The 26,381-nt window shown below is 46.2% G+C and carries 24 protein-coding genes; 4 read left to right on the top strand and 20 right to left on the bottom strand.

Annotated features, from left to right (window positions below):
• Positions 1 to 3: 3 nt before the first annotated feature.
• From P402_RS0105415 to zapA, 4 genes are read right to left on the bottom strand one after another with little or no spacing between them, the layout of a single operon-like run.
• Entirely contained in the window at positions 4 to 2,370 is a 2,367-nt protein-coding gene (locus P402_RS0105415) for an endonuclease MutS2 (protein WP_026827771.1), read from the bottom strand.
• Complete coding sequence (gene polX / locus P402_RS0105410; protein ID WP_026827770.1) at positions 2,371 to 4,086, bottom strand: DNA polymerase/3'-5' exonuclease PolX; 1,716 nt, start codon at positions 4,084 to 4,086, stop codon at positions 2,371 to 2,373.
• Between the two features lie 45 nt (positions 4,087 to 4,131).
• Positions 4,132 to 4,680, bottom strand: coding sequence for a CvpA family protein (locus P402_RS0105405; protein ID WP_026827769.1), 549 nt, complete (start codon positions 4,678 to 4,680; stop codon positions 4,132 to 4,134).
• A gap of 2 nt (positions 4,681 to 4,682) precedes the next feature.
• Positions 4,683 to 4,919: a cell division protein ZapA gene (zapA, locus tag P402_RS0105400; protein ID WP_026827768.1), complete on the bottom strand. Its 237-nt coding sequence runs from the start codon at positions 4,917 to 4,919 to the stop codon at positions 4,683 to 4,685.
• A gap of 119 nt (positions 4,920 to 5,038) precedes the next feature.
• On the opposite strand from zapA, the gene rnhC reads away from it, so the two are divergent.
• Positions 5,039 to 5,959, top strand: coding sequence for a ribonuclease HIII (gene rnhC, locus P402_RS0105395; RefSeq protein ID WP_026827767.1), 921 nt, complete (start codon positions 5,039 to 5,041; stop codon positions 5,957 to 5,959).
• A gap of 18 nt (positions 5,960 to 5,977) precedes the next feature.
• Here rnhC and P402_RS0105390 read toward each other — a convergent pair whose 3' ends face one another.
• Positions 5,978 to 7,447, bottom strand: a complete 1,470-nt coding sequence (locus P402_RS0105390) for a UDP-N-acetylmuramoyl-L-alanyl-D-glutamate--2,6-diaminopimelate ligase (RefSeq protein ID WP_051525123.1) — start codon at positions 7,445 to 7,447, stop codon at positions 5,978 to 5,980.
• Positions 7,448 to 7,945: 498 nt separating this feature from the next.
• Here P402_RS0105390 and P402_RS0105385 point away from each other — a divergent pair, with 498 nt between their 5' ends.
• Positions 7,946 to 8,383, top strand: coding sequence for a MarR family winged helix-turn-helix transcriptional regulator (locus P402_RS0105385; RefSeq protein WP_026827765.1), 438 nt, complete (start codon positions 7,946 to 7,948; stop codon positions 8,381 to 8,383).
• Positions 8,380 to 9,564, top strand: a complete 1,185-nt coding sequence (locus tag P402_RS0105380; RefSeq protein ID WP_026827764.1) for an MFS transporter — start codon at positions 8,380 to 8,382, stop codon at positions 9,562 to 9,564. Before P402_RS0105385 ends, P402_RS0105380 begins: the two co-directional genes overlap by 4 nt.
• Before the next feature lie 102 nt (positions 9,565 to 9,666).
• On the opposite strand, the gene pheT is transcribed toward P402_RS0105380, so the two are convergent.
• The 8 genes from pheT to infC form a co-directional block, all read right to left on the bottom strand.
• The gene (gene pheT / locus P402_RS0105375) at positions 9,667 to 12,063 is read right to left on the bottom strand and encodes a phenylalanine--tRNA ligase subunit beta (protein WP_026827763.1); all 2,397 of its coding nucleotides are present in this window, start codon (positions 12,061 to 12,063) and stop codon (positions 9,667 to 9,669) included.
• 12 nt (positions 12,064 to 12,075) lie between these two features.
• The gene (gene pheS, locus P402_RS0105370) at positions 12,076 to 13,098 is read right to left on the bottom strand and encodes a phenylalanine--tRNA ligase subunit alpha (protein ID WP_026827762.1); all 1,023 of its coding nucleotides are present in this window, start codon (positions 13,096 to 13,098) and stop codon (positions 12,076 to 12,078) included.
• Between the two features lie 309 nt (positions 13,099 to 13,407).
• Complete coding sequence (locus P402_RS0105365; RefSeq protein WP_026827761.1) at positions 13,408 to 14,163, bottom strand: TrmH family RNA methyltransferase; 756 nt, start codon at positions 14,161 to 14,163, stop codon at positions 13,408 to 13,410.
• 3 nt (positions 14,164 to 14,166) lie between these two features.
• A complete protein-coding gene (locus P402_RS0105360; protein WP_012371055.1) occupies positions 14,167 to 15,249 on the bottom strand; it encodes a M42 family metallopeptidase in 1,083 nt (360 codons plus the stop codon).
• A gap of 12 nt (positions 15,250 to 15,261) precedes the next feature.
• Entirely contained in the window at positions 15,262 to 15,744 is a 483-nt protein-coding gene (locus P402_RS0105355; RefSeq protein WP_014970974.1) for a dUTP diphosphatase, read from the bottom strand.
• Between the two features lie 116 nt (positions 15,745 to 15,860).
• Positions 15,861 to 16,220: a 50S ribosomal protein L20 gene (gene rplT / locus P402_RS0105350; protein ID WP_012371057.1), complete on the bottom strand. Its 360-nt coding sequence runs from the start codon at positions 16,218 to 16,220 to the stop codon at positions 15,861 to 15,863.
• Between the two features lie 37 nt (positions 16,221 to 16,257).
• Entirely contained in the window at positions 16,258 to 16,452 is a 195-nt protein-coding gene (gene rpmI, locus P402_RS0105345; RefSeq protein WP_012371058.1) for a 50S ribosomal protein L35, read from the bottom strand.
• Between the two features lie 27 nt (positions 16,453 to 16,479).
• Positions 16,480 to 17,010, bottom strand: a complete 531-nt coding sequence (gene infC / locus P402_RS0105340) for a translation initiation factor IF-3 (protein WP_012371059.1) — start codon at positions 17,008 to 17,010, stop codon at positions 16,480 to 16,482.
• 433 nt (positions 17,011 to 17,443) lie between these two features.
• On the opposite strand from infC, the gene P402_RS0105335 reads away from it, so the two are divergent.
• Positions 17,444 to 18,913 carry a catalase gene (locus P402_RS0105335; RefSeq protein ID WP_026827760.1) on the top strand — a complete coding sequence of 490 codons (1,470 nt, stop codon included), beginning with the start codon at positions 17,444 to 17,446 and terminating at the stop codon, positions 18,911 to 18,913.
• Between the two features lie 43 nt (positions 18,914 to 18,956).
• Here the strand turns inward: P402_RS0105335 and P402_RS0105330 are convergent, their stop codons facing one another.
• The 7 genes from P402_RS0105330 to speD all read right to left on the bottom strand — a co-directional run bounded on the left by P402_RS0105330 (position 18,957) and on the right by speD (position 26,235).
• On the bottom strand, positions 18,957 to 20,141 hold the full coding sequence (locus P402_RS0105330; RefSeq protein ID WP_235188825.1) for a hypothetical protein: 1,185 nt from the start codon (positions 20,139 to 20,141) through the stop codon (positions 18,957 to 18,959).
• 121 nt (positions 20,142 to 20,262) lie between these two features.
• Positions 20,263 to 22,203, bottom strand: coding sequence for a threonine--tRNA ligase (gene thrS, locus P402_RS0105325; RefSeq protein WP_026827758.1), 1,941 nt, complete (start codon positions 22,201 to 22,203; stop codon positions 20,263 to 20,265).
• Positions 22,204 to 22,524: 321 nt separating this feature from the next.
• On the bottom strand, positions 22,525 to 23,442 hold the full coding sequence (gene dnaI / locus P402_RS0105320; protein ID WP_026827757.1) for a primosomal protein DnaI: 918 nt from the start codon (positions 23,440 to 23,442) through the stop codon (positions 22,525 to 22,527).
• Positions 23,443 to 23,454: 12 nt separating this feature from the next.
• Complete coding sequence (locus P402_RS0105315; RefSeq protein WP_026827756.1) at positions 23,455 to 24,810, bottom strand: replication initiation and membrane attachment family protein; 1,356 nt, start codon at positions 24,808 to 24,810, stop codon at positions 23,455 to 23,457.
• A gap of 67 nt (positions 24,811 to 24,877) precedes the next feature.
• Positions 24,878 to 25,360: a transcriptional regulator NrdR gene (gene nrdR, locus P402_RS0105310; protein ID WP_026827755.1), complete on the bottom strand. Its 483-nt coding sequence runs from the start codon at positions 25,358 to 25,360 to the stop codon at positions 24,878 to 24,880.
• Positions 25,361 to 25,373: 13 nt separating this feature from the next.
• Entirely contained in the window at positions 25,374 to 25,742 is a 369-nt protein-coding gene (locus P402_RS0105305) for a hypothetical protein (RefSeq protein ID WP_026827754.1), read from the bottom strand.
• Between the two features lie 106 nt (positions 25,743 to 25,848).
• A complete protein-coding gene (gene speD, locus P402_RS0105300) occupies positions 25,849 to 26,235 on the bottom strand; it encodes an adenosylmethionine decarboxylase (RefSeq protein WP_026827753.1) in 387 nt (128 codons plus the stop codon).
• Positions 26,236 to 26,381: the final 146 nt, after the last annotated feature.

Here is a 26,381-nt window from a genome sequence, read left to right as displayed (position 1 = left end):
GCCTCATTTCAATTCGATGATCGTTACGCCATGTCCACCTTCACCTTGACCGCCTAAGCGATGCGTTTTGACATGACGGTTGCCACGTAGATATTCTTGTACTCCTTGACGCATTGCTCCCGTCCCGAGACCATGGATGACACGTATCTGTTCGTAGTTGGACAGTAAAGCCTGATCCATGAACCGATCGAGCTTGGCCAGCCCTTCCTCGACACGGACACCGCGTAAGTCCAGTTCGGCTGAAGCAGCGGATTGTTTCGTAATACTCGTTCCACCGGATCGTTTTTTAGTTTTCGAAGCTGTTTTAGCTTCACCGACTTTGGCCAGATCACCCGGCTTGACGTTCACTTTCATGATTCCGACTTGAACCGTGTATTCACCATTCGAATTTTGATTGATGATGTATCCTTTTTGGTTAAATGTCGTCACTTTTACCTCTTCGCCTTTTGCAAATACCGGAGCCTGGTTCGTTTTTGCTTTGACCTTGGCAATCCGTTGATCTTGTAACGAAGGTTTCGCTTGCTCCAGCTGTTTCCGGGCTTCAATCAGTTCATGCTCTTTGACAGCTCCTGCGTCACGTAATTCTTTCAGACGCTTGATGACTGCTTCTGCTTCTTTTTGTGCCCGTTCGACGGCACGCGTTGCCTTTTCTTCTGCTTTTGCTAAAATTTCGTTTTTCTCTTGATGAATTTCAGCTTGTTCCCGCTCGAATTCTTCCCGTTCTTCCACCAATCGTTGTTGCTCCTGCAACAATTCCCGCTCCAAGGATTCAGCACGTTGTTTCGCTTCCTCGAGTCGTCCGATCATCGTTTCGACGGACTGCGCATCTGTTCCGACTTGATCACGGGCCGCATCGATGACGCGGTCCTCTAGCCCGAGTCGTTTCGAAATTTCAAAGGCATTCGAACGTCCCGGTACACCGATTAGTAAGCGGTACGTCGGACTAAGCGACTCGACATCAAACTCCATCGAGGCGTTAACGACACCTTCCCGGTTGTAGCCGTATGCTTTCAGCTCCGAATAGTGAGTCGTTGCAGCAACACGTGCGCCGCGTCGTTTCACTTCATCCAAGATGGCAATCGCAAGTGCCGCCCCTTCTGTCGGATCCGTTCCGGCTCCGAGCTCATCAAACAGAACAAGACTCATGAAATCAATTTTGCCCATCATTGAAACGATGTTCGTCATATGGGAACTGAAGGTCGACAAGTTCTGTTCAATGGACTGTTCATCTCCGATGTCGGCATAAATCGCATCAAAGACACTCAGCTCCGTCTCGTCCGCTGCCGGAACGTATAAACCGGATTGAACCATCAATTGCAGTAATCCAATCGTTTTCAGTGTGACGGTTTTCCCGCCGGTATTCGGTCCGGTGATGACGAGTGATGTGAATTCTCCGCCGAGTGATACGGTAATCGGAACGACTTCATCGTCTGGAATGAACGGATGCCGTGCTTCTTTCAAGACGATATGCCGATTTTCATTTAATCGTGGTTCAACAGCACGAATCGTATGTCCGTATAAGGCTTTTGCCATAATGAAATCGAGCTCTGCCAAGACGTCGACATTGATTCGAAGCGAATCGCCGACCGAGCCGACGAGCGCTGAAAGTTGGGCTAAAATCCGTTCGATTTCCGCACGTTCTTTAAGGCGTGCCTCCTGAATTTCATTGTTGGCTGCAACGACGGCTTGCGGTTCGATGAATAACGTCGCCCCGGACGCCGATTGGTCATGGACGATGCCGCCAAAAGCTTGACGGTACTCCTGTTTGACCGGTACACAATAACGATCATTGCGCATCGTCACGATGGCATCAGATAACATCTTCGACTTACTGCGCAATACGCCGTCGATTTTCGAGCGAACTTGCCCTTCAAGGGAGCGTAATTGACTCCGTAAGGACCGCAGCTTATCGCTTGCCGAGTCTTGAACCGTCCCTTGATCATCGATCGCATGACGAATACCTTGTTCGATTTCCACCAGTTTCGTAATCTGTTCGATTCTGCTGTCCAGTGCCGGTAACCGCAAATCCGGGTGATCTTCATGCAGACGTTCCTGGAAGGCCTTAACTTGACGTCCGGAATAAACGACGTCTGCAACCGCAAGTAACTCACTTGTCGAGAGGACCGAGCCGATTTCCGCCCGTTTCACCTCACTGCGGACATCCGTCAGTCCACCAAATGGATAACGGTCGCGCAGTCGATAGACTGTCGTTGCTTCTGTCGTCAAAGCGAGCAATGCTTTCACCTGTTCGAAATCTTCTGCCGGCTCCATCTTCCGCACGAATTGGGCGCCAAGTGAACTGGCTGTCTGTTTTGCGAGTAGTTCTTTTAATTTATCGTATTCTAATACACGTAGTGCATTGGCATTCATTTACTTCACTCCTAAACGTTTTCGATCAAAAAAAGCCCGCGCTTCTTTTGCAGTCCACGTATTGATGACATCGGATGGTTCCAAATATGCTTTACGTGCATGCAGGACACCAAGTTTCATATCTTCTAACATTTCCGGACGATGGGTATCGGTATTGATCATCAGTTTGACTCCAGCCGCTTTCGCTTTTGCAAGAGACGAGGCAGTTAAATCAAACCGTCCGGGATTTGCATTCATCTCCAGTGCCGTTCCGGTTTCAGCAGCCAGCTCGACCAATCGATCGATGTTGACCGCATATCCGTCCCGGCGTCCGATGATCCGTCCGGTTGGATGGGCAATCAAGGAGACATAGGGATTGCGGCAGGCATTTTCAAGCCGTTGCATGATTTCCTCTTCTGTCTGATCAAACTTGGAATGAATCGAGGCGATGACATAGTCCATCTCTTGTAAAAAATCATCGTCGTAATCCAGTGAGCCATCCGGTAAAATATCCATCTCGACACCGCATAAAATCGTCATCTCCGGATGTTTCTCCCGTGCTGCTTCAATTTCGACACGCTGTTTCCGCAATCGTTCTTCCGTCAATCCATTAACGAATTTCATATATTTACTGTGGTCGGTGATGGCCATCCAGGAATATCCCCGCGCCGCACAGGCGTCGACGAGCTCATCGACGGACAATGTACCGTCCGACCATGTCGTATGCATATGGACATCGGCTTGGATATCCGTCTCTTGAATCAACGTGTCTAAATTCGCTTCGAACTCCAGACGACCTGCCCGCAGTTCTGGCGGGATGAACGGCAAATCATAACGGGCAAACAGTTCCTGTTCCGTTTTCGGTTGGAACAGACCGTCCTTGGTTTCGACACCGTACTCGGAGATGCTTTCGCCGCGTTCTTTCGCCAGTTGCCGCATCCGGACATTATGATCTTTCGAGCCTGTGAAGTGATGTAATGTCGAAGCAAACGCCAAATCATCCACTAATCGGAAATCAACCGCAATGTATGCATCATCTCGTTTGAGGACAATCGAGACCTTCGTTTCCCCGGCAGCAATGATTTCATCGATTTGTTCAATTTCAAGCAACTGTGCCTTCACTTCTTTTGGCTGATCCGTTGAGATGATGAAATCGAGATCCTTACACGTTTCTTCCGCCCGTCGGAAACTACCTCCGACTTCAAAACGAATGATTTGGTCGATACCGGCTAATGTCCGCTCCAGTTCACTGACACTTTTGCGCATGACACCATACGGTAATCGTTCTGGTCGTGTCTCGAACGTTTCCAGTGCCTTACTGTATTTTTCGACAGTCTTTTTTCCGAAGCCTGGCATTGCTTCCACTGTACCATCCGCCAGTTTCTCAGCGAAGGAATCTGCATCAATGACCCCGACTTCATGCAGCTTCGCTAATTTCTTCCCGCCAAGTCCAGGAATCTTCAGTAAGGCGATTAATCCTTCCGGTACCTGTTGTTCGAGTTCTGTTAAGGCTGTACTCGTTCCTGTTTCACGGAATTCTTCAAGGACGGTTGCCGTGCCTTTACCGATTCCTTTCATCGCTGTAAAATCTTCAATTGCCATAAAATCCAGTTCTGCCGCTTCGAGCAGACTCGCTGCCTTTCGAAATGCATTGATTTTAAATGGATTTTCGCCTTTTACTTCGAGATAAACTGAAATTCTTTCTAAATGTCGAATCGCATCTTGTGTCGTCCGCATGTTCAATTCTCCCCTCAAAAAAAGCTCCCATTCAACGGGAGCACGTTATTTTATCAAACCGACTTTTTGCATCAACCAATCGGCAAGCACTGGTGTATGTTGAATCATAAACGAGGCCAAACTCGAATTCGCAATGGCATCCTGAATCGACTGAATCGGCGCAAAAGCGGCCAAGAACAAAATCAAGAAGATGAAGATATACATCTCGATGAATCCGAAGACTCCACCTAACAGACCTTTTACCTGCTTGAGAACCGGAATATTCGTCAGCGAATCAAACATCGCAATGATGATCGATAACACGATTTTAGTCACAAAAAACAGGACGATGAACCAAAAGGCTTTATAAAACACTTCATCCAAACCGACTGAACTCGGGATGGAGAACATCGTCAAATCGATGCCCGCATCATCTAGTGTCGACGGATAGGGAATCCATAACTTAAACTTCTCGGCCAGTTCATCGTAAAATGATAGCGCGACGATAAACGAGATGAGTAAGCTCAACAAATGACCCGCCTGTAACACAACACCCCGACGGACACCCGTCATCGTGCCTAAAGCTAAAAACAGTAAGATAACAAGAGAAACCATGTTTAAAATTCACCCAAATTCTTTTTGATTTTGACATAATCACTACCGATATTGAGAGCTGCCAAGACAGCAATTTGTCGAACGTCGAGTTGTGGTGCCTGGTCTCTGATTTCACGAATTTTTGTATCCACGAGGAGACCCACTTCGCGTACATGTTCAGGTGACTCCGTTCCGACAATCGTATAATCGTTTCCTGCAATATGAATCGTCGTCCGGTTCAACCCTTCTGAATCAGCCATTTTCCTGTCCTCCTCATACTTTGCTTCTTTCATATAGTACCATCATTTTTGAAATAGGAAAAGAAGTCCACCATCCGACTTAAGGATGGTATGCTTATTTCCGAAAGGGTGATCATGTCATGGGAACAGTCGTTTTAAAGTTAACAAAAGAAAAACAAGAAACCGTCATTTCGGATTTCGGACGTCATCAGGTCTCGCCTCCTCCGTATGCACGTTTCGCTGCACGAACGACCGGATGTATTTTGACCGTCTATAATTCAGGGAAGGTCATGTTTCAAGGACAGGGGGCGGAAGCTGTCGCTGCCCGATATGGTTCGCCTGCGGCAAAAAAAACCGCTTCGACAGCAAGTGCCTCTTTACCCGAAGGATTCGCCAACTGGTCGGTCGTCGGCAGTGACGAAGTCGGAAAAGGTGACTTTTTTGGTCCTTTAGTCGTCGTTGCCGCTTATGTCGACAGCACAAAAATTGAACTGGTCCGTGAGCTCGGGGTCCGCGACTCTAAAAATGTCTCTGATCCGGAAATCCGTTCGATTGCGCGTGATTTGCATGCTGTCATTCCTTATGAATACCGTATCCTGCATAATCCGGATTACAATCAAATGCAACGGACGATGACACAAGGCAAAATGACCGCCCTGCTTCATAATGCGGCGCTCAATGGATTACTCGCTCAACTGGAAGCGCCGCCGCAAGCGATCTTGATTGATCAATTTGCTGAAAAAGCGACCTATTACAAACATCTTTCCGGAGAAACAAAACAAGTCAAAGACAATGTCTATTTTTCGACGAAAGCAGAAGGATTACATGTCGCTGTCGCTGCAGCCTCCATCCTAGCACGAGCTATCTTTCTGAAAGAAATGGATCAATTGAGCCGACAGACCGGGACGGAAATTCCTAAAGGCGCCGGTGCGAAAGTCGACCAGGTCGCTGCTTCCCTGTTGTTAAAATATGGACCAGAACGCTTACAAGAATGGACAAAATATCATTTCGCCAATACAAAAAAAGCAGAAGATTTAGCTAAGAAAAGAAACCGACCATAATTAAAAGTGGTCGGTTTTTCACATGGCAGACTCTTGACCGGATAATCGAATCAGTTCATCCGTTAAAATCTTGACTTCATCAAACGGAACATGCTCAGTTCCAATCTGTTCAAACCGTTCATGTCCTTTACCGACGATGACCATCCGCTTCCCGGCTAATGCAATCTTTGCCGCAATCTGGAGCGCTTCTTTTCGTGACTCATGACACGTAATGATTTTCCGTGGAGCAATGTCTGTCAGAAGCTCTTTAATGATTTGCTGTGGATTTTCAAGCCTCGGGTCATGTACCGTCACGATGATTCCGTCACAATACTGACTGGCAATCCGCCCCATCACCGCTCGTTTCGAACGATCGCGTTCACCTGCTGCACTCAATACCAGATATAAGGGTTCACCTGGAAGAGATAATGATTTCAGACATTTCTCCAGTCCATCCGGTGTATGCGCATAATCAATGTATACTTCACACCCTTCGAACGGAATCTGTTCCAAACGTCCTTTTGGCAAACGAAGTTCCGGGATGTGTCGAATCAATTGATACATATTGACTTCACCGGCTTGCATCAGTCCGATTGCCGCAGCAAGATTCGCAGCATTGAAATCACCAAGAAGAAAGACTGGAACCTCGGTTACTGTTCCGTCAATTCGAACACTGACTGTTTTTTCTTTCCATTCTACAGTAATCGGTGCTTCAGAGAGAGCATCTGTCGTATACCAAATGACAGGTACTCCTTCCGCTGCTTCTGCCATCACTCGGCTCGCTGGATCGTCTTCATTAAGAACAATTGCCTGACCACCGCTCGTTGCCACTTGTTTGAACAACAAGGCTTTTGCCTCCGCGTATTCTTCCATCGAGGCATGATAGTCGAGATGATCATGTGTCAGATTCGTAAACGCCGCTGCATGAAACCGGATCCCTTCTGTACGCCCTTCCATCAAAGCATGAGAAGAAACTTCGAGTATACAATCCGTGACACCTTGCTCAACCATTTGATGTAACAGACGGTGTAGAATGATGGCTTCCGGCGTCGTATTCGGTGTATCAATCATCTCCCCGTCAATCATCGATCCAATCGTACTGATCATTCCTGCCTTATGTCCGGCTGATCGAAACAAATCATAGGTCAGTTTTGTGGTCGTTGTCTTCCCGTTCGTACCCGTTATACCGTAAACCCGCAATTTTTGACTCGGATGATCATAAAACAGATCCGCCACTTTTCCTGCAGCGTGTTTTGTATCCTGTAACACGATGACCGGAACGGTTAATCCATGGAGTGGTTCTTCTGCTAAAATCGCAACGGCCCCGTTCGCAACGGCCTCTTCGGCGTACTGGTGACCATCGACGGTATATCCTCTTACACAAATAAACAGACTACCCTTCGTCACTCCACGTGAGTCTGTTTCGATACTCGTGATGGAGGGATTTTCTTTACATGTAAGCCGGAATGGGGCAATTAATTCTGACAGATGTTTATATGGACGATTCATGATGTATGTTCTCTCCTCCTAAGTTTAAGCGAACGGTGACATTATTCTGACCAGTTTTGTCTTTAAAAAAGCGCATAGGTCGTTTTATCTTCAGTTAAACTTCAGGTGATGATGGTACAACTAAGTAATGGAAGATTATATATCCGACTTTTTTAACATGTATTGTTACCTAGAATCAAAGGGATTCTCCGACAAATTCAGACCAATATTGAAGAACAGCTCTCTTTTCGTAAAAGTACCCTATTTGCAGCAAGCTATAACGTTTTATTTTTTAATAACCTATGATTTTGGCATTAAAAATTTTCAAATCCTTCATTTAATGCGGTTAACACTACAATACGTTAGACATAAGATCACTGCGAAAATCAACGGCTCAAAATCATCCGGATTATATTTCAAGTAATCCTTCCGCTCTCTTCAGAAAAATAACTTGTCATTGCGTCATCCATTCGATATACTCCTATAAGTTAACTAGTTAACTTATAGGAGGTTTTTTGTATGACCACGTTCCAAGAAGATTTGCTAGGTCAACTATCCAAAGTAGCACGCCTGGCCAAACGTGATATCGATGCCGCGCTTCTTCCTTTTTCGCTACACACCGGGCAATGGGGTTTGATCAAAGCCGTCGCCATTCTCGAACCCGTTTCGCAAGTGGCCTTATCCAAATACCTGGTCATTGAAAAACCCGCTGTCACAAAAGCAGTCGCTCGTCTTGAAGAGTTGGGCTTCATCACGCGAACGGGTTCTGGGCGTAAACGTTTAGTTACTTTAACACCTTCCGCACGTCACTCTTATCGTGAAATCGATCAAGCCGTCCAGTCAGCTCATCTCGCATTTCTGCAATCTGTTTCACTCGAAGATCAGACCATCATTGCAGCGGTGATGACACAATTACTTGCAATACACCGTCCAGATGAACAGGAGGATTTGCTTTGAAAAACCGTTTATTCCATCGTCATTACGTGCTGACTTTATTGATTAACCTGTTGTTATTCATTACGTTTTATTTACTCAATGCTTCACTTCCGTTACTTGCTGCTAAACAATTTGATGTGTCACAAGCTGCACTTGGCTGGGTCGTAACCAGCTTCATTTTAGCAACTGTCTGTTCCCGACCATTAATTGGTCATTGGCTTGACCGGCATGATGTCAAACGGATGCTGTTAATTTCAGCAACATTGTTCACGACGATGAGTCTCTTATATTTATTGGTTCTTCCTTTGAACTCTTTTTTGTATCTCATCATCGTCCGCATTCTTCACGGCTTTAGTTTCGGAATGTTGTCTTCTTCCATCAGCTTGGCCGTAACGACACTCATTCCGAAAACCCGCCAAGGTGAAGGCATGGGGTACTTTGTTTTATCCATGAATCTCGCATCCGTTCTCGGACCGGTCATTGGACTCAGTTTGATTCAACACGATGCCTTTTTCCTTTATTTCATCACAGTCGCATTGCTTGCATTCGTTTCACTCGTTCTGATGATCCGTTTGCCGTTGACGAGTCAACATGTACCGAATACCCGGGTCTTCCGGCTTCATCAATCACTTTTCCTATCTCGTCCGTTATTATTACTGGCAACCGTTTTAGCCGGTGTCGCAATCTCCAGTACAGCGGCTTTTATTTCACTGTATACGGATTCGATTGGTCATATTTCCTATGCCTCTTACTTTTATGCCATCGTCGCTCTTGGCATGGTAGCAATCCGTCCGCTTGCCGGCAGATGGTTTGATCAAAAAGGACCTGGTTTCGTTTTATTTCCTTCTTACCTGCTCTATGGTCTCGGTTTTATTCTCTTAGGAGTTTTCCCTTCGTTACCGGGATTACTTTTGGCTGCACTCATCATCGGAATTGGATCAGCTTCGATTTTCCCCGGACTCCAGACGGTGATGCTGACCTATGCCGCACCCCACCAAAAAGGGAAAGCCATTTCCACCTTTTTCTTGGCTTACGACAGCGGGTTTGGTCTCGGCGCATTATTACTGTCGGGTCTTGCAGCCAAAATCGGCTACTCGAATATGTTTTTATTTTGCAGTGCCATCGTCCTCACAAGTGGTTTCATCTACTTTATCTTCAACCGACGAAATGCCCCCCCGCATGAGCACGAACTTGCTTCATGATTTTCTGTATATAGCAAAAGGGAGCTGGATGTAAATTCATCCAGCTCCCTTTTTCGGGTAATCATTTTCTTCTGAGTACATTTTGAACGCTGTATGACACGATTAAGAACGTAATTCGGCTTCAAACGATGCTTGAAGCGCTTCAATTACTTGTTGATGCGCTGTCGCGACTTCTTCATCGACGAGCGTCCGTTCTTTATTTTGATACCGTAACGAGAATGCAAACGACTTTTGATCAGCTCCGACATTATCACCGGTATACACATCAAACAGTTCCACTTGTTTCAGTAGCGGACCTGCTGCTTGCATGATGACCGCTTCGACTTCACTCGCTGATACTTCACGCTTCAATACAACCGCGACATCACGTGTCATCGATGGGAAACGTGAAATCTCTTGGTAGACGCGTGCTTCTTTTGAGTGCAATGCCATCGCATCGAGTTCGAAGACATATACTTCCTTCAGACCGTATTCTTCTTTCGATAAGCCCGGATGAACTTGTCCGACAAATCCAATCGCTTCACCGTCAAGGAAAATTCGTGCCGTCCGACCTGGATGCATCGACTGCATCGCTACAGCTTCATACGTTAAGGCGACATCAAGTGCTTCGGCAAGCGTCTCGACGATTCCTTTCATGACGAAGAAATCTGCTTTGACATGCGTCCCGTGAACACGATGCTGCTCTGCCAGCCCTACCATGATTCCTGCTACCATTTCTTGTTCAAGCGGCAAGGTCTCAAGTGAAGCATCACGTTGCAGATAAACACTTCCGAGTTCATAATAGGCAAGGTCTGCATGTTGTCGCGCCGCATTGTGTTGTGCGACTTCAAGCAATCCTGGAATCAACGAGGTCCGGAGTGTTGAACGGGCTTCACTGATCGGCATCGCTAGTTTAACAGGATGTAAATCCTGCTGTTCGTTGAATTGCATTGCGCGTTGCTCACTCGTCAAGGAGTACGTGATGGCCTGTGAAAGACCCGCGCCTTGAAGAAGATGACGGATTTTACGGCGATGCTGGTTACGTTTCGGTAAGAAACCGCGACTCGCTTCCCGTGGTAAGCTGGAAGTTAACGCATCATATCCATAAAGACGGGCGACCTCTTCCGCTAAATCAGCCGGAATCATTAAATCTTGACGACGCGTCGGTACACTGACTGTCAATGCATCTGCTGACAGCTCGACCTCAAGACCAAGACGTTCGAGCAAATCTTTCATGACAGTACCTTCGATTTCCATACCAAGACGGTGGTTGATATACGAGACACTGCCTTCGATCAAATGATCCTCCAGTTGAAGTGTGCCGGCTTGGACTGTTCCGGATAATACCGTACCTCCTGCAAGTTCCGCAATCAGCATTGCGGCCCGATCAAGCGCTAACACGACACGACGCGGATCGACACCTTTCTCAAAACGTGAGCTCGAATCCGAACGAAGACCTAGGACACGGCTTGTTTTTCGAACGGATGTCGGTGCAAAATAAGCAGACTCGAGGACGATTGAAGTCGTCTCTGTATCGACTTCCGTGTTCGCTCCCCCCATGACACCGGCAAGTGCCACCGGACGGTCGCCATCTGTGATGACGAGCATCGACGGATCAAGTGTCCGTTCGACTTCATCTAACGTCTGGAACGTTTCACCGGATTTTGCCTGGCGCACGACGATTTGCTGTCCCAATTTTTTTGCATCAAAAGCATGCAACGGCTGTCCCGTCTCCAGTAACACAAAGTTCGTGATGTCGACGACATTGTTGATCGGACGGATTCCGTTCGCGATCAGACGATTTTTTAACCATAATGGCGATTCACCGATTGTAATATCACGAATTTCCCGGGCCGCATAGAATGTACAGGCTTCCGAGTCCAGTTGAACGGTGACTTCTGTCGATACCGTTCCTTCTGGTACTTCCACGTTCGGGAAGACCGGCGTTGAATTCAGGATTCCTGCGACTTCGTGCGCCACGCCGTACATACTCAAACAATCGGAACGGTTCGGCGTCAATCCAAGTTCCAGTACCTCATCATGCATTCCAAGTAATTCAAGGACGTCCTGACCCGGTGTGACCGGTTCACGGAACGTATGAATACCATCCTGTTCATCTTCACGGATGTATTTTTTCTCGAATCCGAGTTCTTCAAGCGAACAGATCATTCCTTCTGAAACGACACCCCGCAGTTTAGCGCGTTTGATTTTGATGCCAGGCAGACGGGCTCCGACACGGGCAACGATGACATCTTGTCCGGCATCGACATTCGGTGCACCACAAACGATTTGAACCGGCTCTTCTTGTCCGATATCGACCGTCGTGACGTTTAATTTATCGGCTTCCGGGTGTTTTTCTTTTGTCAGAACGCGACCGACGACGATATTATTCAAGTCAGCGTCCCGTACCTCGACCCCTTCGACTTCAATCCCGCTTTTTGTAATCAAGTCAGCTAACTCCTGACCCGTCTTATGACGAACATCAACAAATTCCTGTAACCATTGTTTTGAGACTAACATCTGTTTTCCCCCTTAAAACTGTTCGCTGAAGCGAACGTCATTCGTATAGAAGTGGCGAATATCATCAACACCATATTTCAACATGGCGATTCGTTCGATCCCCATTCCGAAGGCGAAGCCAGACATTTTCGTACTGTCATATTCCGCCATTTCGAGCACATGCGGATGAACCATACCTGCTCCTAAAATTTCAATCCAGCCTGTCTGCTTACAAATGTTGCAACCTTTACCACCACATTTGAAACATGACACATCGACTTCGACCGATGGTTCTGTGAACGGGAAGAAGCTTGGACGTAAACGAATTTCACGTGCTTCCCCGAACATTTGTTTAACGAATGCTTCAAGTGTTCCTTTTAAGTCTGCCATTGAAATTTCTTCACCGACGACCAAACCTTCGACTTGCATGAATTGGTGCGAGTGCGTCGCATCATCTTCATCCCGGCGATAGACTTTTCCGGGACAAAGGATCCGGATCGGTTCACCTTTTGAAGCGAGCATTGTCCGCGCTTGTACCGGTGATGTATGGGTACGCATTAAAATCTCATCCGTGATGTAAAACGAATCCTGCATATCACGGGCCGGATGATCTTTCGGCAAATTCAACATCTCGAAGTTGAATAAGTCTTGCTCGACTTCCGGACCTTCAGCAATCGTATACCCAAGTCCGACGAAGATATCTTCGATTTCATCTGTCACTTGTTGCAGTAAATGCGCTTGTCCGACCTGTTTCGGACGACCAGGAAGTGTCACATCAATCGCTTCGAGTGCTAATTTCGCATCCATTTCTTGTTGTTTAACATCCACAAGGCGTTGTTCGAGCTCTGTTTGAATCACACCTCGGACGGCATTTGCGATTTCTCCGACGACCGGCCGTTCTTCTGCCGAAAGTTTTCCCATTCCCCGAAGAACTTCTGTAATCGGTCCCTTTTTACCGAGATATTTCACTCGGACATCGTTTAATTCTTTTTGTGTACTTGCCTGCTTGACCAGTTGTAGCGCTTCATCGCGCAGTGCCTCTAATTGTTCGCGCATATTCCTCACTCCTTTTCCAAATAAAAAAATCGTCCCTCCGGCAAAATGCCGAAGGGACGATTCAATTTAATCGTGGTACCACCCTTGTTCAACCTGAATTCCTCAAGTCCTCAAGTGGCGCGATAACGGGCGCCTCCCGTCACGATCTCTCGTGCGACTCCGGAGTGAATTCAGCTAGCAGACTCGTAAGGAAGCTCCCAGTCTAAGGCTTCCTCTCCCTGATCGAATCGTTTTCTAACCTACTCTGTTCCATCGTTGTCTAGGTAAATATGATGCTGTAATTCACTTTAGCATGAACGTCCCTTTGATTCAATCAGCCGGAGCAAAATGATAAAGTAAAATACCGGCGGCAACCGCTGCATTTAAGGACTCCGCTTTTCCGCGAATCGGGATATACGCTCGGCCATCACACTGATCAAGCAACTCAGGAGCAACACCTTGCGCTTCGTTTCCGATAATCAATCCGATGGCACCCAGGTTCTCAACATCTGTGTAAGGTTGAGCTCCACGTAAGTCAGTCCCTAAAATGAAGACACCCAGTTCATGTAAGTCTTGAACGGCTTCTTCAAGTGACATCATGATGACCGGTAAATGGAAGATAGATCCTTGTGTCGCCCGGAGGACTTTACTGTTGTAGACATCAACCGTTCCATGTCCGATGATTACTCCGTCGAATCCGGCAGCATCTGCTGTCCGAATCATCGTACCAACATTACCCGGGTCCTGAAGACGGTCGAGTAAGAGGTAACGCCCACGTTCCAAGCGTTCAGTTTGCTGTTTCATCTCACAGACAGCAAAAATCCCTTGTGTCGTTTCTGTTTCAGAGAGCACTTTTGCGACTGATTCATCAATCGTGATCAAATCAGCGGCATTCTTCTTCCACGAACCCGGTACTTGAACGTCTTCGCGGACGATCAATTCCTTGATGATACCGGCGCGGACAGCTTCTTCGACTAAATGTTCCCCTTCAATCAGGAAACGTTTCGTTTGCAGACGCCCTTTTTTAGTCAGTAATTTTTTCCATTGTTTAACGATCTCGTTTTTTGCAGATGAAATGTGTTTCATAGTTTACCCCTCGTAAATCGCTTGGACCGTCTCTGCATCTAAACGTTTTGTTACCGCGACGATCAAGTCGACGGCTGCTTCGAAATCTGCTTTATGCATGATTGAAACATTTGTATGCAGGTAGCGGATCGGAACAGTCAATGCAAGTGAAGGAACACCTGTATGAGACAGATGGAACTTCGCTGCATCCGTTCCACCACCCGGTGTCAGATCCAATTGATATTTAATGTTTTCTTCTTTAGCAACAGTTGTGACAAAATCAATCAATCCACGGTGTGCAATCATCGTGGCATCAAACAGGATGACTTGAACGCCTTCTCCAAGTTTCGACAAAGCTTCACGATCCGTCATACCTGGTGTGTCGCCGGGAATTCCTGTGTCGACCGCAAACGCGATCGTCGGGCGAAGCAAGTTTGCAATCGTTTGAGCACCGCGTAAGCCGACTTCTTCCTGTACGGTAGCACCGGCAAAGATCGTATTCGGGTGTCCTTCTTCTTTTAAGCGTTTGATTGCTTCGATTGCAATGGCGCAACCCACACGGTTATCCCATGCTTTTGCCATCAGGAAATTATCATTTTTCATCACAGTAAATTCGCAATGCGGAACAACCGTATCTCCCGGTCGGATTCCCCAACCCTCGACTTCTTCTTTCGAAGTAGCCCCGATATCGATGAACATCTCTTTGATATCGACTGGTTTATTGCGCGCTTCCGGTGGTAAAACATGAGGTGGTTTCGCACCAATCACACCTGGAATAACTTCGCCAGATGACGTGACAATATTCATACGCTGTGCAAGAAGAACCTGTCCCCACCATCCACCGAGTGGTTGGAAGCGAAGGAATCCTTTCTCATCAATCTTCGTGACCATGAATCCGACCTCGTCCATATGCCCGGCAATCAAAATCCGCGGTGCATCTTCTCCCGCTCCTTGACGTTCGGCAAACAAACTGCCTAATCCGTCTTGATGGAAGTTTTCTGCATGCGGTTCGAGATATTCGCGCATTAATTGACGTACTTCTTTCTCATTTCCGGGAACACCCGTTGCGTCCGTAAGACGTTTCAGCATATGTAATTGTTCATTCATCTGATTTCCTCCTCAGTAACCGTTGTCTTGGCGAACGTGATTCGCCTCGTTTTTCGCGACATAAGCTTTGAAAATCATTTCTTGTGTAAATCCAAGTGTAGCACCTAATGCGAGATAAGCACCAATCAGAACATCATAACTTTGTTCCGTTCGTGAAATCGCAAACACGTTTGTCTTATTATAGACATCCAAAAACGCGTCTGTCGCCGTCAGATAATAATCACCTTCGACAAATTCGTTTTTACGATAATCTAAAGAAAGTCCTAAAGAAAGTAGAAAATGGACACCATCCACATATTCTTCGAGAATCGTGACTTGAGCCGATGGTCCTTTTGTCGACCAGAATTTAAAACAACGCGTTTCGTTCGCAAGCTCACCAAGCTCCACTAATAGCGCCAGCAAACGTTCATCAAATTGATTACCCGTCAAATTATGTTCTGACTGAATCCGTTTATCCAATTGTTCCTGCATTTCAAAAAGTGTCAACCAGTCCATCTTAATTCTCCTTTTAATCTAAAAAAATTGCCTCAGCCCATAAAATGCGCTTTTTTATTTTACCATGAATCCAAAAAAAACGTCGGAGAATTAAATTCCCCGACGAATTGTAGAACTTAAGCGTTCAATTTTGCTTTTGCTGTGTCAGCAAGTGAAGCAAATGCAGTTGCATCTGTAACTGCGAGGTCAGCGAGCATCTTACGGTTAACGTCGATACCTGCTAATTTAAGACCATGCATCATGCGGCTGTAAGAAAGACCGTTGATACGTGCAGCCGCATTGATCCGAGTGATCCAGAGGCGACGGAAGTCACGTTTCTTTTGACGACGGTCACGGTAAGCATACATGAGAGATTTCATGACCTGCTGTTTTGCAACCTTGAAGAGTGTATGTTTCGAGCCGTAATAGCCCTTAGCTAATTTGAGTTGTTTTTTACGACGTTGACGAGTCGTATATCCGCCTTTTACGCGTGGCATATAAATTCCCTCCTAAATCTGTGTACGATTGGGTAAATTACTTAGCGATCATGTGACGGATACGTTTAAAGTCACCCGATGATACCATGCTAGCTTTACGTAATTTACGTTTCGCTTTAGTTGATTTGTTACCGAATAAGTGGCTTGTGTAAGCACGACCACGTTTCAATTTACCAGAAGCAGTACGTTTGAAACGCTTAGAAGCACCGCGGTGCGATTTCATTTTAGGCATGAGAGATTCCCTCCTACTTCGATTCGATTAGTCTTCTTTCTTTGGAGCAAGCACTAGGAACATGCTGCGTCCTTCCATCTTCGGTCTCTGTTCAATGACACCGAACTCGCTTAATTCTGTAGCGAGACGTTCGAGGACACGTCTACCGATTTCTGAGTGAGTGATGGCACGTCCGCGGAAACGAATACTCGCTTTCACTTTGTTGCCGTTCTCCAAGAATTTCTTCGCATTACGGAATTTCGTTTGGAAGTCATTCTCCTCGATCGTCGGGCTGAGACGGACTTCTTTCATCTGAATCACTTTCTGATTCTTCCGAGTTTCTTTGTCCTTTTTTTGTAACTCAAAACGGTATTTACCGTAGTCCATGATTTTACATACCGGCGGCGTCGCTTGTGGTGCGACCATGACGAGGTCAAGGTCAGCTTCCTCAGCTAAACGTAACGCTTCTGTACGTGACTGGACTCCAAGTTGAGCACCATCCGCTCCGATAAGACGAACTTCTCGAGCGCGAATGCCTTCATTGATTAACAGATCTTTGCTAATGGTTAGCACCTCCATCGTGCAGAGCACGAAAAATGAATGATATAAAACGCTATAAAAAAAGCGTCGGCAGTTTTTCCCGCCCACACTCATAAAGTATACAATAGTCAGAGAACACTCTACTATCACATATCATCATGATGGACCAGCATAGCTTGCTATACGTGGTGAGAAGCGGGATGCTTCTGCTTTGTTGTCATTTCACTTTGCTATCATAGCACTTGTTTTCCCTCGATGTCAAGCCGCTATATCTGTTCGGTTAGAACGTTGCTCAGATACTTGATTATAATAGCAATCCTCTGTCCGTTTAGCAAGAAGTTTCTAAGGTTGTTTCCATGGGTAAATAAAAAAAGTCAGAAAAAGTTTTCAGAATTCGCAGAGCATTATTCTTTATTTAGAATAATTATTGTTTTATAATCAATGTAATCTTATACATAAGGGGGAATTATTCATGAGTGAAAAACGATTAACCACAAACCAGGGTGTCCCGATTGGCGACAATCAGAATTCGCGCACAGCAGGCCGTCGCGGTCCAACATTACTCGAAGATTATCAATTGATTGAGAAAATGGCCCATTTCGACCGGGAACGTGTTCCTGAGCGTGTCGTTCATGCCCGTGGTTTTGGTGCACATGGCGTCTTCACGGTTAAAAACTCGATGAAGAAATATACAAAAGCGGCGTTCCTTCAAAACGAAGGTACGGAGGTTCCTGTATTCGCTCGTTTCTCAACCGTTATTCACGGTACACATTCTCCTGAAACATTACGTGACCCACGTGGATTCTCTGTTAAGTTCTATACAGAAGAAGGCAACTGGGATTTCGTCGGAAATAACTTACCGGTCTTCTTCATTCGCGATGCGATGAAATTCCCGGACATGGTCCACTCGCTAAAACCGGATCCACGTACGAATATTCAAGATCCTGACCGCTACTGGGACTTCATGACATTACGCCCGGAATCGACAAACATGTTGATGCACCTCTTTACAGATGAGGGTATTCCGGCTAGCTACCGTAAAATGCGCGGTTCATCCGTCCATGCCTTTAAATGGGTAAACGCACACGGCAACACGGTTTATGTTAAATTACGTTGGGTTCCAAAAATCGGCGTCCATAACCTCTCTGCGGACGAAGCGACAGAGATTCAAGGAAAAGATTTCAATCATGCTTCAAACGATACGTTCCAAGCAATCGAAGACGGCGAGTTCCCGGAGTGGGATTTGTTCGTTCAAGTTCTTGATCCGGCTGATGTCGACAATTTCGACTTTGATCCACTCGATGCAACAAAAGATTGGTTCGAGGATGTCATTCCGTTCCAACATGTCGGAACAATGGTCTTAAACAAAAACGTCGACAACTACTTTGCTGAAACGGAATCGGTCGGCTTTAACCCGGGTGTCTTGATTCCAGGAATGTTGCCGTCGGAAGATAAATTGCTTCAAGGTCGTCTCTTCTCATATTCAGATACGCAACGTTACCGTATCGGAACAAACTACCAACAGTTGCCTATCAACTGTCCGTTCGCACAAGTCAACAACTACCAACGTGATGGTGCAATGCCGGTCGGACAACAATCAAGCCCGGTCAACTATGAACCAAACCGTTACCAGGATGAGCCGAAACAGACACCGGAATACACGGAAGAAAACCAGCCGTTGTATGATGACATCCACGGTCGTCTCGAAATCGAAAAAACAAACAACTTCGGCCAAGCCGGTGACGTATACCGTCGTATGACAGAAGAAGAACAAACGGCACTCCTGAATAATTTAGTGGATGACTTAACACAAGTCCGCCATGAAAATACCGTCTTGCTTGCCATCTGTAACTTCTACCGGGCAGATGAGTCCCTTGGTAAGAAATTATCAGAAGCGTTACAAGTCGATATCCAACCATTCTTGCAACAAATGCAAAAATAATGTTTCCAAAAAAAAGTCTATTCCGTAAAGGAATAGGCTTTTTTTATGGAATAAAATTAAACCGTTCCGATGTTTCCGCCGAAAAGACACCTAACTTGGAAAACAAAACGACTTGATTTACTGTTGCTTGATTGACTTCGTTCTGACGAAAACTTAGTTTCTCTTTATCCGTAAATCGATTGTAAAGCGGCTTAAATCCATAATTGACGTGTGGCTGAAATTGAATGGCCCGGTCAATCTTTTCGAGTCGATTATGTTTGATGCTGCCACCGACTACTCCGCGTCCTAAGATAGCGATGGCTTTGCCATCTGTCCGATGAACGTTTCGGATCGTATTGTATTGAATGACCGGTTGGTTCCAGTTCATCATTGAAATCGCATGATCTTTTGTTCCGTCAATCACGTTATTTAAAATACGGACCGCCGTGTGCGGACGATCTTGAGAGTATTGATGTGTGCCGATTGCGACATTGATGTTGATAAAGTCATTGTTTCGAATCGTAATATCGTGATTCGGTGTCCGGTCTTGTGCCGACCATTTCCATTGAAATCCTTTCGTCACCGGATCCGGCGTATCCAGATTAATGGATTCATTTGGACCTGTCCCGGCAATCATCTTTGCATCGACAAAATGCATGTTTTCAATGAGTGCCGTTTTTGTCGCATCCAGTTCAATCGCATGTGATCCTTGTTGATGACGGATCGTGATTCCTCCAAGATACAGATTTTCATTATGTGCGATCGCGAAAGCCGAGCCGCGCGAAAAATAATTTAAATCAATTTGAGCATTCCCCTGCCCGATGATTTTGATGTTTTTGGATCCGCTGTATGTTCCGACTGTTCTATTTAGTCGTAAAACAGAAGGTGGTACCAAATCAAAGATACTTGTTGTCGCTTGAAGTTTTGACGTCCCGGTCTCATTCGTCTTCTTAATGATGACACCATCCTCTAAAATGATGGTCGTATTGGAAGGAACTCCGACACGTAACGGGGACAAATATACTCCTTTTGACAAGACTAACGTTCCTCCGCCTTCCGCCTCGATTTTTTCGAGGTACGACCGAAGTGTATAATGATTCCTGGTTTGGGCATTGTATGTCGAATATGCGCGAAGTACAGGATCAATCGGTTCTGTCTGTGGCGTAATCCGGTAACTTTTCATACTTGTCGCGTGTTCTGTATCAGGTAAAAGTAAAAATACCAAAATGAGACATACGCCGAACATCATTCTTATTTTCATTCCCTCGTCTCCCTTCCCTGTTCCTATTATCGGTATTCGAACACAGAATCTGTAGAGAACAAAAAAGAGGACAGCTGTGAGCCATCCTCTTCTTGATATTACTACATGCTTATTTTGAACGGTTTGCGATTTCTTGTTCCAAATCGCTGACGAACTGCTCCAGTGATGCATTGCTTGAATCTTTTGAACCGTAACGGCGGATATTGACTTCGCGCGCTTCGATTTCTTTGTCACCAAGAACAAGCATGACTGGTACTTTGTTGACTTGTGCTTCGCGAATCCGGTAACCGAGCTTTTCATCACGGAAGTCCGTTTCGACACGAATCCCTTTTTTCAGGAGCATCGCCTTGATTTCACGTGCGTAGTCTTCATGCACGCTTGAGACTGGAATCAACTTCACTTGAACTGGTGCGAGCCATGTCGGGAATGCCCCTTTGTACTCTTCAATCAAGTACGCGACGAACCGTTCCATCGTTGAGACGACACCACGGTGTAGGACAACAGGACGATGATCTTGTCCGTCATTTCCTTTGTACGTCAGCTCAAAGCGTTCCGGCAAGAGGAAGTCGAGTTGAACCGTTGATAACGTCTCATCTTTACCGAGCGCTGTCCGGACTTGTACGTCAAGCTTCGGCCCGTAGAATGCCGCTTCGCCTTCTGCTTCAAAGTACGGCAGCTCGAGCTCATCCATTGTCTCTTTTAATTCACGTTGCGCCATTTCCCAAATCGCATCGTTGTCGAAGTATTTTTCTTTATCAGCCGGATCGCGATACGACAGACGGAACTTGTAGTCGGTGATGCCGAAATCAGCATATACTTCTTGAATCAAGTGGACGATTGCTTTGAACTCTTCCTTCATTTGATCCGGACGAACAAACGTATGACCGTCGTTCAGGACCATGTAACGGACACGTTGGAGACCCGTTAACGCACCCGACATCTCATACCGGTGCATCCCACCGAGTTCTGCGACGCGGAGCGGTAAATCACGGTACGACCGCGGTTCATTTTTATAAATCATCATGTGGTGCGGACAGTTCATCGGGCGGAGAACCAATTCTTCATTGTCCATCTCCATTTTCGGGAACATATCATCTTGATAGTGATCCCAGTGTCCCGATGTTTTATACAGTTCAACAGAACCGAGAACTGGTGTATAGACATGCTCATATCCGAGTTCAAGTTCTTTATCGACGATATACCGCTCGACCGTCCGTCGGATTGCCGCCCCTTTTGGTAACCACATCGGCAGACCCTGTCCGACATCTTGAGATGTGAAGAACAAATCGAGCTCTTTCCCGAGTTTCCGGTGATCGCGTTCTTTCGCTTCCGCCAAGAAATGAAGGTGTTGTTTCAGTTGGTCTTTATTCGCCCAAGCTGTCCCATAAATCCGTTGGAGCATCTTGTTTTTTGAATCGCCACGCCAGTAAGCACCGGCGATACTCATCAACTTGAAGACTTGTAACTTAGCCGTCGCCGGTACGTGTGGTCCACGGCAAAGATCAAAGAACTCGCCTTGACGGTAAAATGTTAAGTCTTGATCGGCTGGAATCGATTCAATCAGTTCAATTTTGAGTGGATCGTTTAATTCTTGATAAACAGCAAGTGCTTCGTCACGCGAAACGACTTCGCGCTCGATTGGTAAGTTTTCACCGGCGATCTTGTTCATCATCTTTTCGATTTCCGACAGGTCTTCTTCTGTCAGACGACGCTCCATATCGATGTCATAATAAAAACCGTTTTCAATCGTCGGTCCGATTCCAAGGTGAATCGTTTCATCCGGATACAGACGTTTGATGGCTTGAGCCATCAAGTGGGCGGATGAGTGACGGATCAAGTCCAGTCCTTCTTCTGAGTCCGGCATGACGAGTTCGATTGAACCATCTTCCTCAATCGGGCGACGGTAATCAATGACTTGTCCGTTTAATTTTGCGGCAAATGCCTTTTTCCGTAATCCCGGGCTGATTGAAGCGGCAACTTCTTCAGCTGTAGTTCCGGCTGCAAATTCCTTTACTGCACCATCTGGAAATGTAAGAGCAATGTTTGACATGACTGCTTCCCCCTATAAATTAAAATAAAAAAGACCCATCCCTCAAAAAGGGACGAGTCTCAATCTCGTGGTACCACCCTCGTTCCCGAACATGTTTCCATGCACCGGCTCGAACACGCGATAACGGGCGTGATGCGCAAGCGGATTATCCCCGCCTGAGCTATGAGGGAGTAAAGAAATGACGGATTCCATGAGAAGCTTTCACCATCCTTCTCTCGCTTGTTTGGTCCCTGTTCATTTTTCATGTCCTCAATCGTAGCTGACATCTATACAGATTGTGTCCTTAGTATAGCCAAAGTCGAACTTCTTTGACAAGAGAAATTAATAGCGGCGTCGGTTTTCACCTAAAAACTCGACAGGATTCGTCGTCGTCCGGATCCGCTCCATCAGACGCATCGCTTTCAGTTTGTCTCCCTGGTCATTCGTAATCCCGAAATGCAACTCCAGTTCGTCGTACGACAGGTTGGAACTGAACAAAGTCGGCAGACGATGCATCATCCGGTATTGCAGGATGATCCCAAATAATTCATCTCGTACCCATGGACTGATTGACTCCGCTCCGATATCGTCTATCAAGAGGACAGGAACGGTCTGAAAACTTTCCAAAAATGTATCGAAACTGTCCGACCTGATCCGCCGCTTCGCTTCCGAGACGAAACCGGGCGCGTGAACCAAAATCGTTGCAACCCGTTCTTTTTTTAACGCATTCCCGATTGCAGCAAGCAGATACGTTTTCCCGACGCCAAAACTACCGTGCAGGTACAAGCCTTTTACTTGTTGTTTCGAACGAGCGGCATTTAAAAACTGTGAAGCTGCACGCAAAGCGAGCTTCCGGTCCGTCGTCGTCAAATCAAAGTCACTGAAGTTCGCATCCCGGACTTCATCCGGTAAGAACAGACTTTTAAATTTCTTTTCGAGAGCCCGCTCGTTTTCACGATCTCGTAATGCCTGGGTTTTTTCATAAGCAACCATGATCTGACCTTTTTCTAAATGCAGGACAGGTTGATACCCTTCGATGACGGCTTTCTTTTCAATGATTTGATTCCCGTGCATCTGTTCAGCATACTCGTTTAGTTTCAGCATGCCCCGTTCAATCGTCCGTTGATCAATTTCCGGGTGCGTCCGTAAAAACATGATAACTCCCGGATGTGACAAGACACGCTGATGAATGGCTCGAACCGATTCTGCCACGTCCGGCCGGTTTAAAATCTTTTCAATCGATGATTGGATATGTTCCATCTCACTACTCCTTTATTTGCCTTTGAGTTCCCGCAGAATCCGTTCCATTTCTTCATCATCTGGCACCTCAGCTTCAAAACTGGCTTTTTTTGTCGCTTCATACTGCTGTTGCTTTTCTTTTTCTTCTTGCAACCATTTCGGATTCGGACCGGTCGCATTGGAACGACCTCTTCGTCCACCAACCGTTTGCCGCGAACGCTCTTGTTTTTGATCCTGTTTTTTCGAAATCAATTCGTCTTGTTCTTTCGTTTTAGCCAATGCTTCGGCTGCCGTAACGTATCCTTTTTGTTTCCAGTCATCAACGATGGAAAGAAGGAAGTTTTTACTGAAACGGTTATCCTTTTTAATGACCAACGCGTAATAATAAGCAGCGTTGACAATTCCGGACGACATCTCATAGTCGATGATTAGTTGCTGAATCAACTCTTCATCTCGCTCCGACAACGCTTTGACTTTTCTTAGTTTCGCAACGTAATGCTTCGGATGCGTTCCTTCCATCGTCTCCGTTTCGCTCAGCTCTCCGACTTCTACTTCTTCGAGAACTGCAACCTTGGCTTTCTTTTCCCGGCTGAGTTTCTGCTTCGCAGATAACATCATCTGTTTACACCGTTCTTGCTTTTCACTGTCTGTCATCGGCAAGTACGCTTCATGACGGAAACGGGCGTTCAGGAGCTCTGCCATGAGTGCTTCATTCGATTGTGTGACATAAGCGAGCTTCAACAGAAGATGGTCAATCGATTTCGTATAAAAGCTCCGGGGCAAGAACCGATCGGTTTGACGTTTCATTTCTTCAAGATCAAACGAATAGTCAAATTCATAGGCTGCCCGTTCCTGTTTCGCATAAGATTTCGGCTGATGCGCAGAGGCAAGTCCCGCCTTAACGTCAAATACTTGATCAAACCGGACGGTCCGGTCGACAACATTTTTAGGTAACGGATCCGTCCGGAAACGGTTCTGCAAGGCTCGGAAACGAATTTCACCGACGCGGTAGAACAGTAAGCTCGACAGCACTCCGTCATTTAAAAATGTGTTCGGTGCTAACGGGACACGGATTTGATAGACATATCGGTAGGCCGCCTGTTTTGCTTCAAACGTCCGGATTAAACCAATCCCTTCGAGTTTAAACAGTTCTTCTTTGAATTCATCGACTGAAAATCCGAGCAACGTGCCCAGTTCTGCATGCGAGATGTATTGCGACTTCGTCTTACCGGGAATCATCTCACTCCAAAACGTTTGGTACAGACCAAGCGCCTTTACACCAATGATTGGCTGATACAGATAGTAGAGGGACTGATACGCTTCCCGGTCGACGACGCCATTACTCATGATCAAGCAGAGATCGGTCCCTGACAATTCACGTTCCATCATTTGCTTCATCCCTTCTTTCGTGAGAAAAAGAGAGGGCGTTCTGAACAGTCAGACGACCTCTCCTTCATTAGGTTTGATTTTCCCGTTCGTTGTCTTGATGACGTTCCATCAATTCGGATAATTCTTGGAAAAAGACATTGATGTCTTTAAATTGCTTATAGACACTGGCAAACCGAACATACGCCACTTCATCGACAGAAGCGAGTTCATTCAGCACAAGCCGTCCGACCTGTTCGCTCGGAATTTCATGTTGTGCTGTTGCTCGTAGTGTTTTTTCAACCCGGCTGACGACTGTTTCCAGTTGTTCAATGGAAATCGGACGTTTTTCACATGCTCGGACTAATCCACGCAAGATTTTGTCCCGATTGAATTCGTCACGTGTTCCATCTTTTTTGACGATGATGAGAGGAGTTTGTTCCACCATCTCAAATGTCGTAAAACGATAGCCACATGATTCACATTCCCGCCGTCTGCGAATCGAACCAAAATCTTGCACGGGTCGCGAATCTAATACTTTTGTCCCGTTATAGTTGCAGGCTGGACAACGCATGTCGTACCTCCATTCACGTAATTTCTTTCGTACCGATCATTTTTAAGCGATACGTCGAATCAAGCCCTTGATAAATTGACTCGATCCATTTTTCAAGGTCGGGACCAAGCAACCCGTCACGGTGTAAAAAAAGGTCAACTGCCGTACGGCCGGATCCCACCATGATGACAGTCGCAAGACCATCTAAGCCAGGTGCACTAAACGCAAGTTCTCCGCGTCCTTGATCGATTCGCTTAACTGTTCCCTGTTGCTTCGTTACCGTCGCCTCCACTCCCGTAAACAACATTTCTACCGTTGCTGCATAGTAATGGGTCCGTAACTTTTCATTTTTATGTGTATCCGACGTTTCCATTTGTTTTTGTAATCGTTCCTTCAGTCCCATTCCGTCATCACCTTTTTCTGTTTTCTTCTACTATTAAGAATAACAGACGTCAGACATATTAAAAAGCCCTCGCCATAAGACGAGAGCTTGTTGATTCGTGTTTTTGTCAGTTAACGTGCTGAACCGTAGCAGCTGGAACTTCAACAGGTCCCATACCACGTGGAATTTCGACATTTTCACGGATTTTCGCATCGAGTCCGTCAGCGATATAATGCGCTGCGATGGCTGGATCGATTCGATCGCCACATGTAAATACATCAACCGATGCATAACCATGCTCTGGGAAACTGTGAATCGTTAAGTGCGATTCAGAAATAATAACGACGCCGCTGACGCCGTGTGGAGCAAACTTATGGAATGCGACTTCGCGTACTTCCGCACCTGCTTGAAGTGCTGCATCAACAAAAAGTCGTTCTACAAATTCCATGTCGTTCAATTTTTCAGGATTACAATCCCAAAGTTCTGCAATAATGTGTCTTCCCATAGTATCCATTTGTGGATCCCCCCTACATTCAATGGTCTTCAAAGTAGTCGATCACTTACTTTGCGCCTGAGTCGTTCGCACCCACGGGGGAAAGTTAGTCCAGAGAGGTCCTAACCCTTTAAGCTGCGATTGCCAGACCGATTGAAGTTCACGAT

This window comes from Exiguobacterium sibiricum 7-3 (genome assembly GCF_000620865.1).
Taxonomy (GTDB): domain Bacteria; phylum Bacillota; class Bacilli; order Exiguobacteriales; family Exiguobacteriaceae; genus Exiguobacterium_A; species Exiguobacterium_A sibiricum_A.
This window is presented reverse-complemented; position numbering and strand designations above follow the sequence as displayed.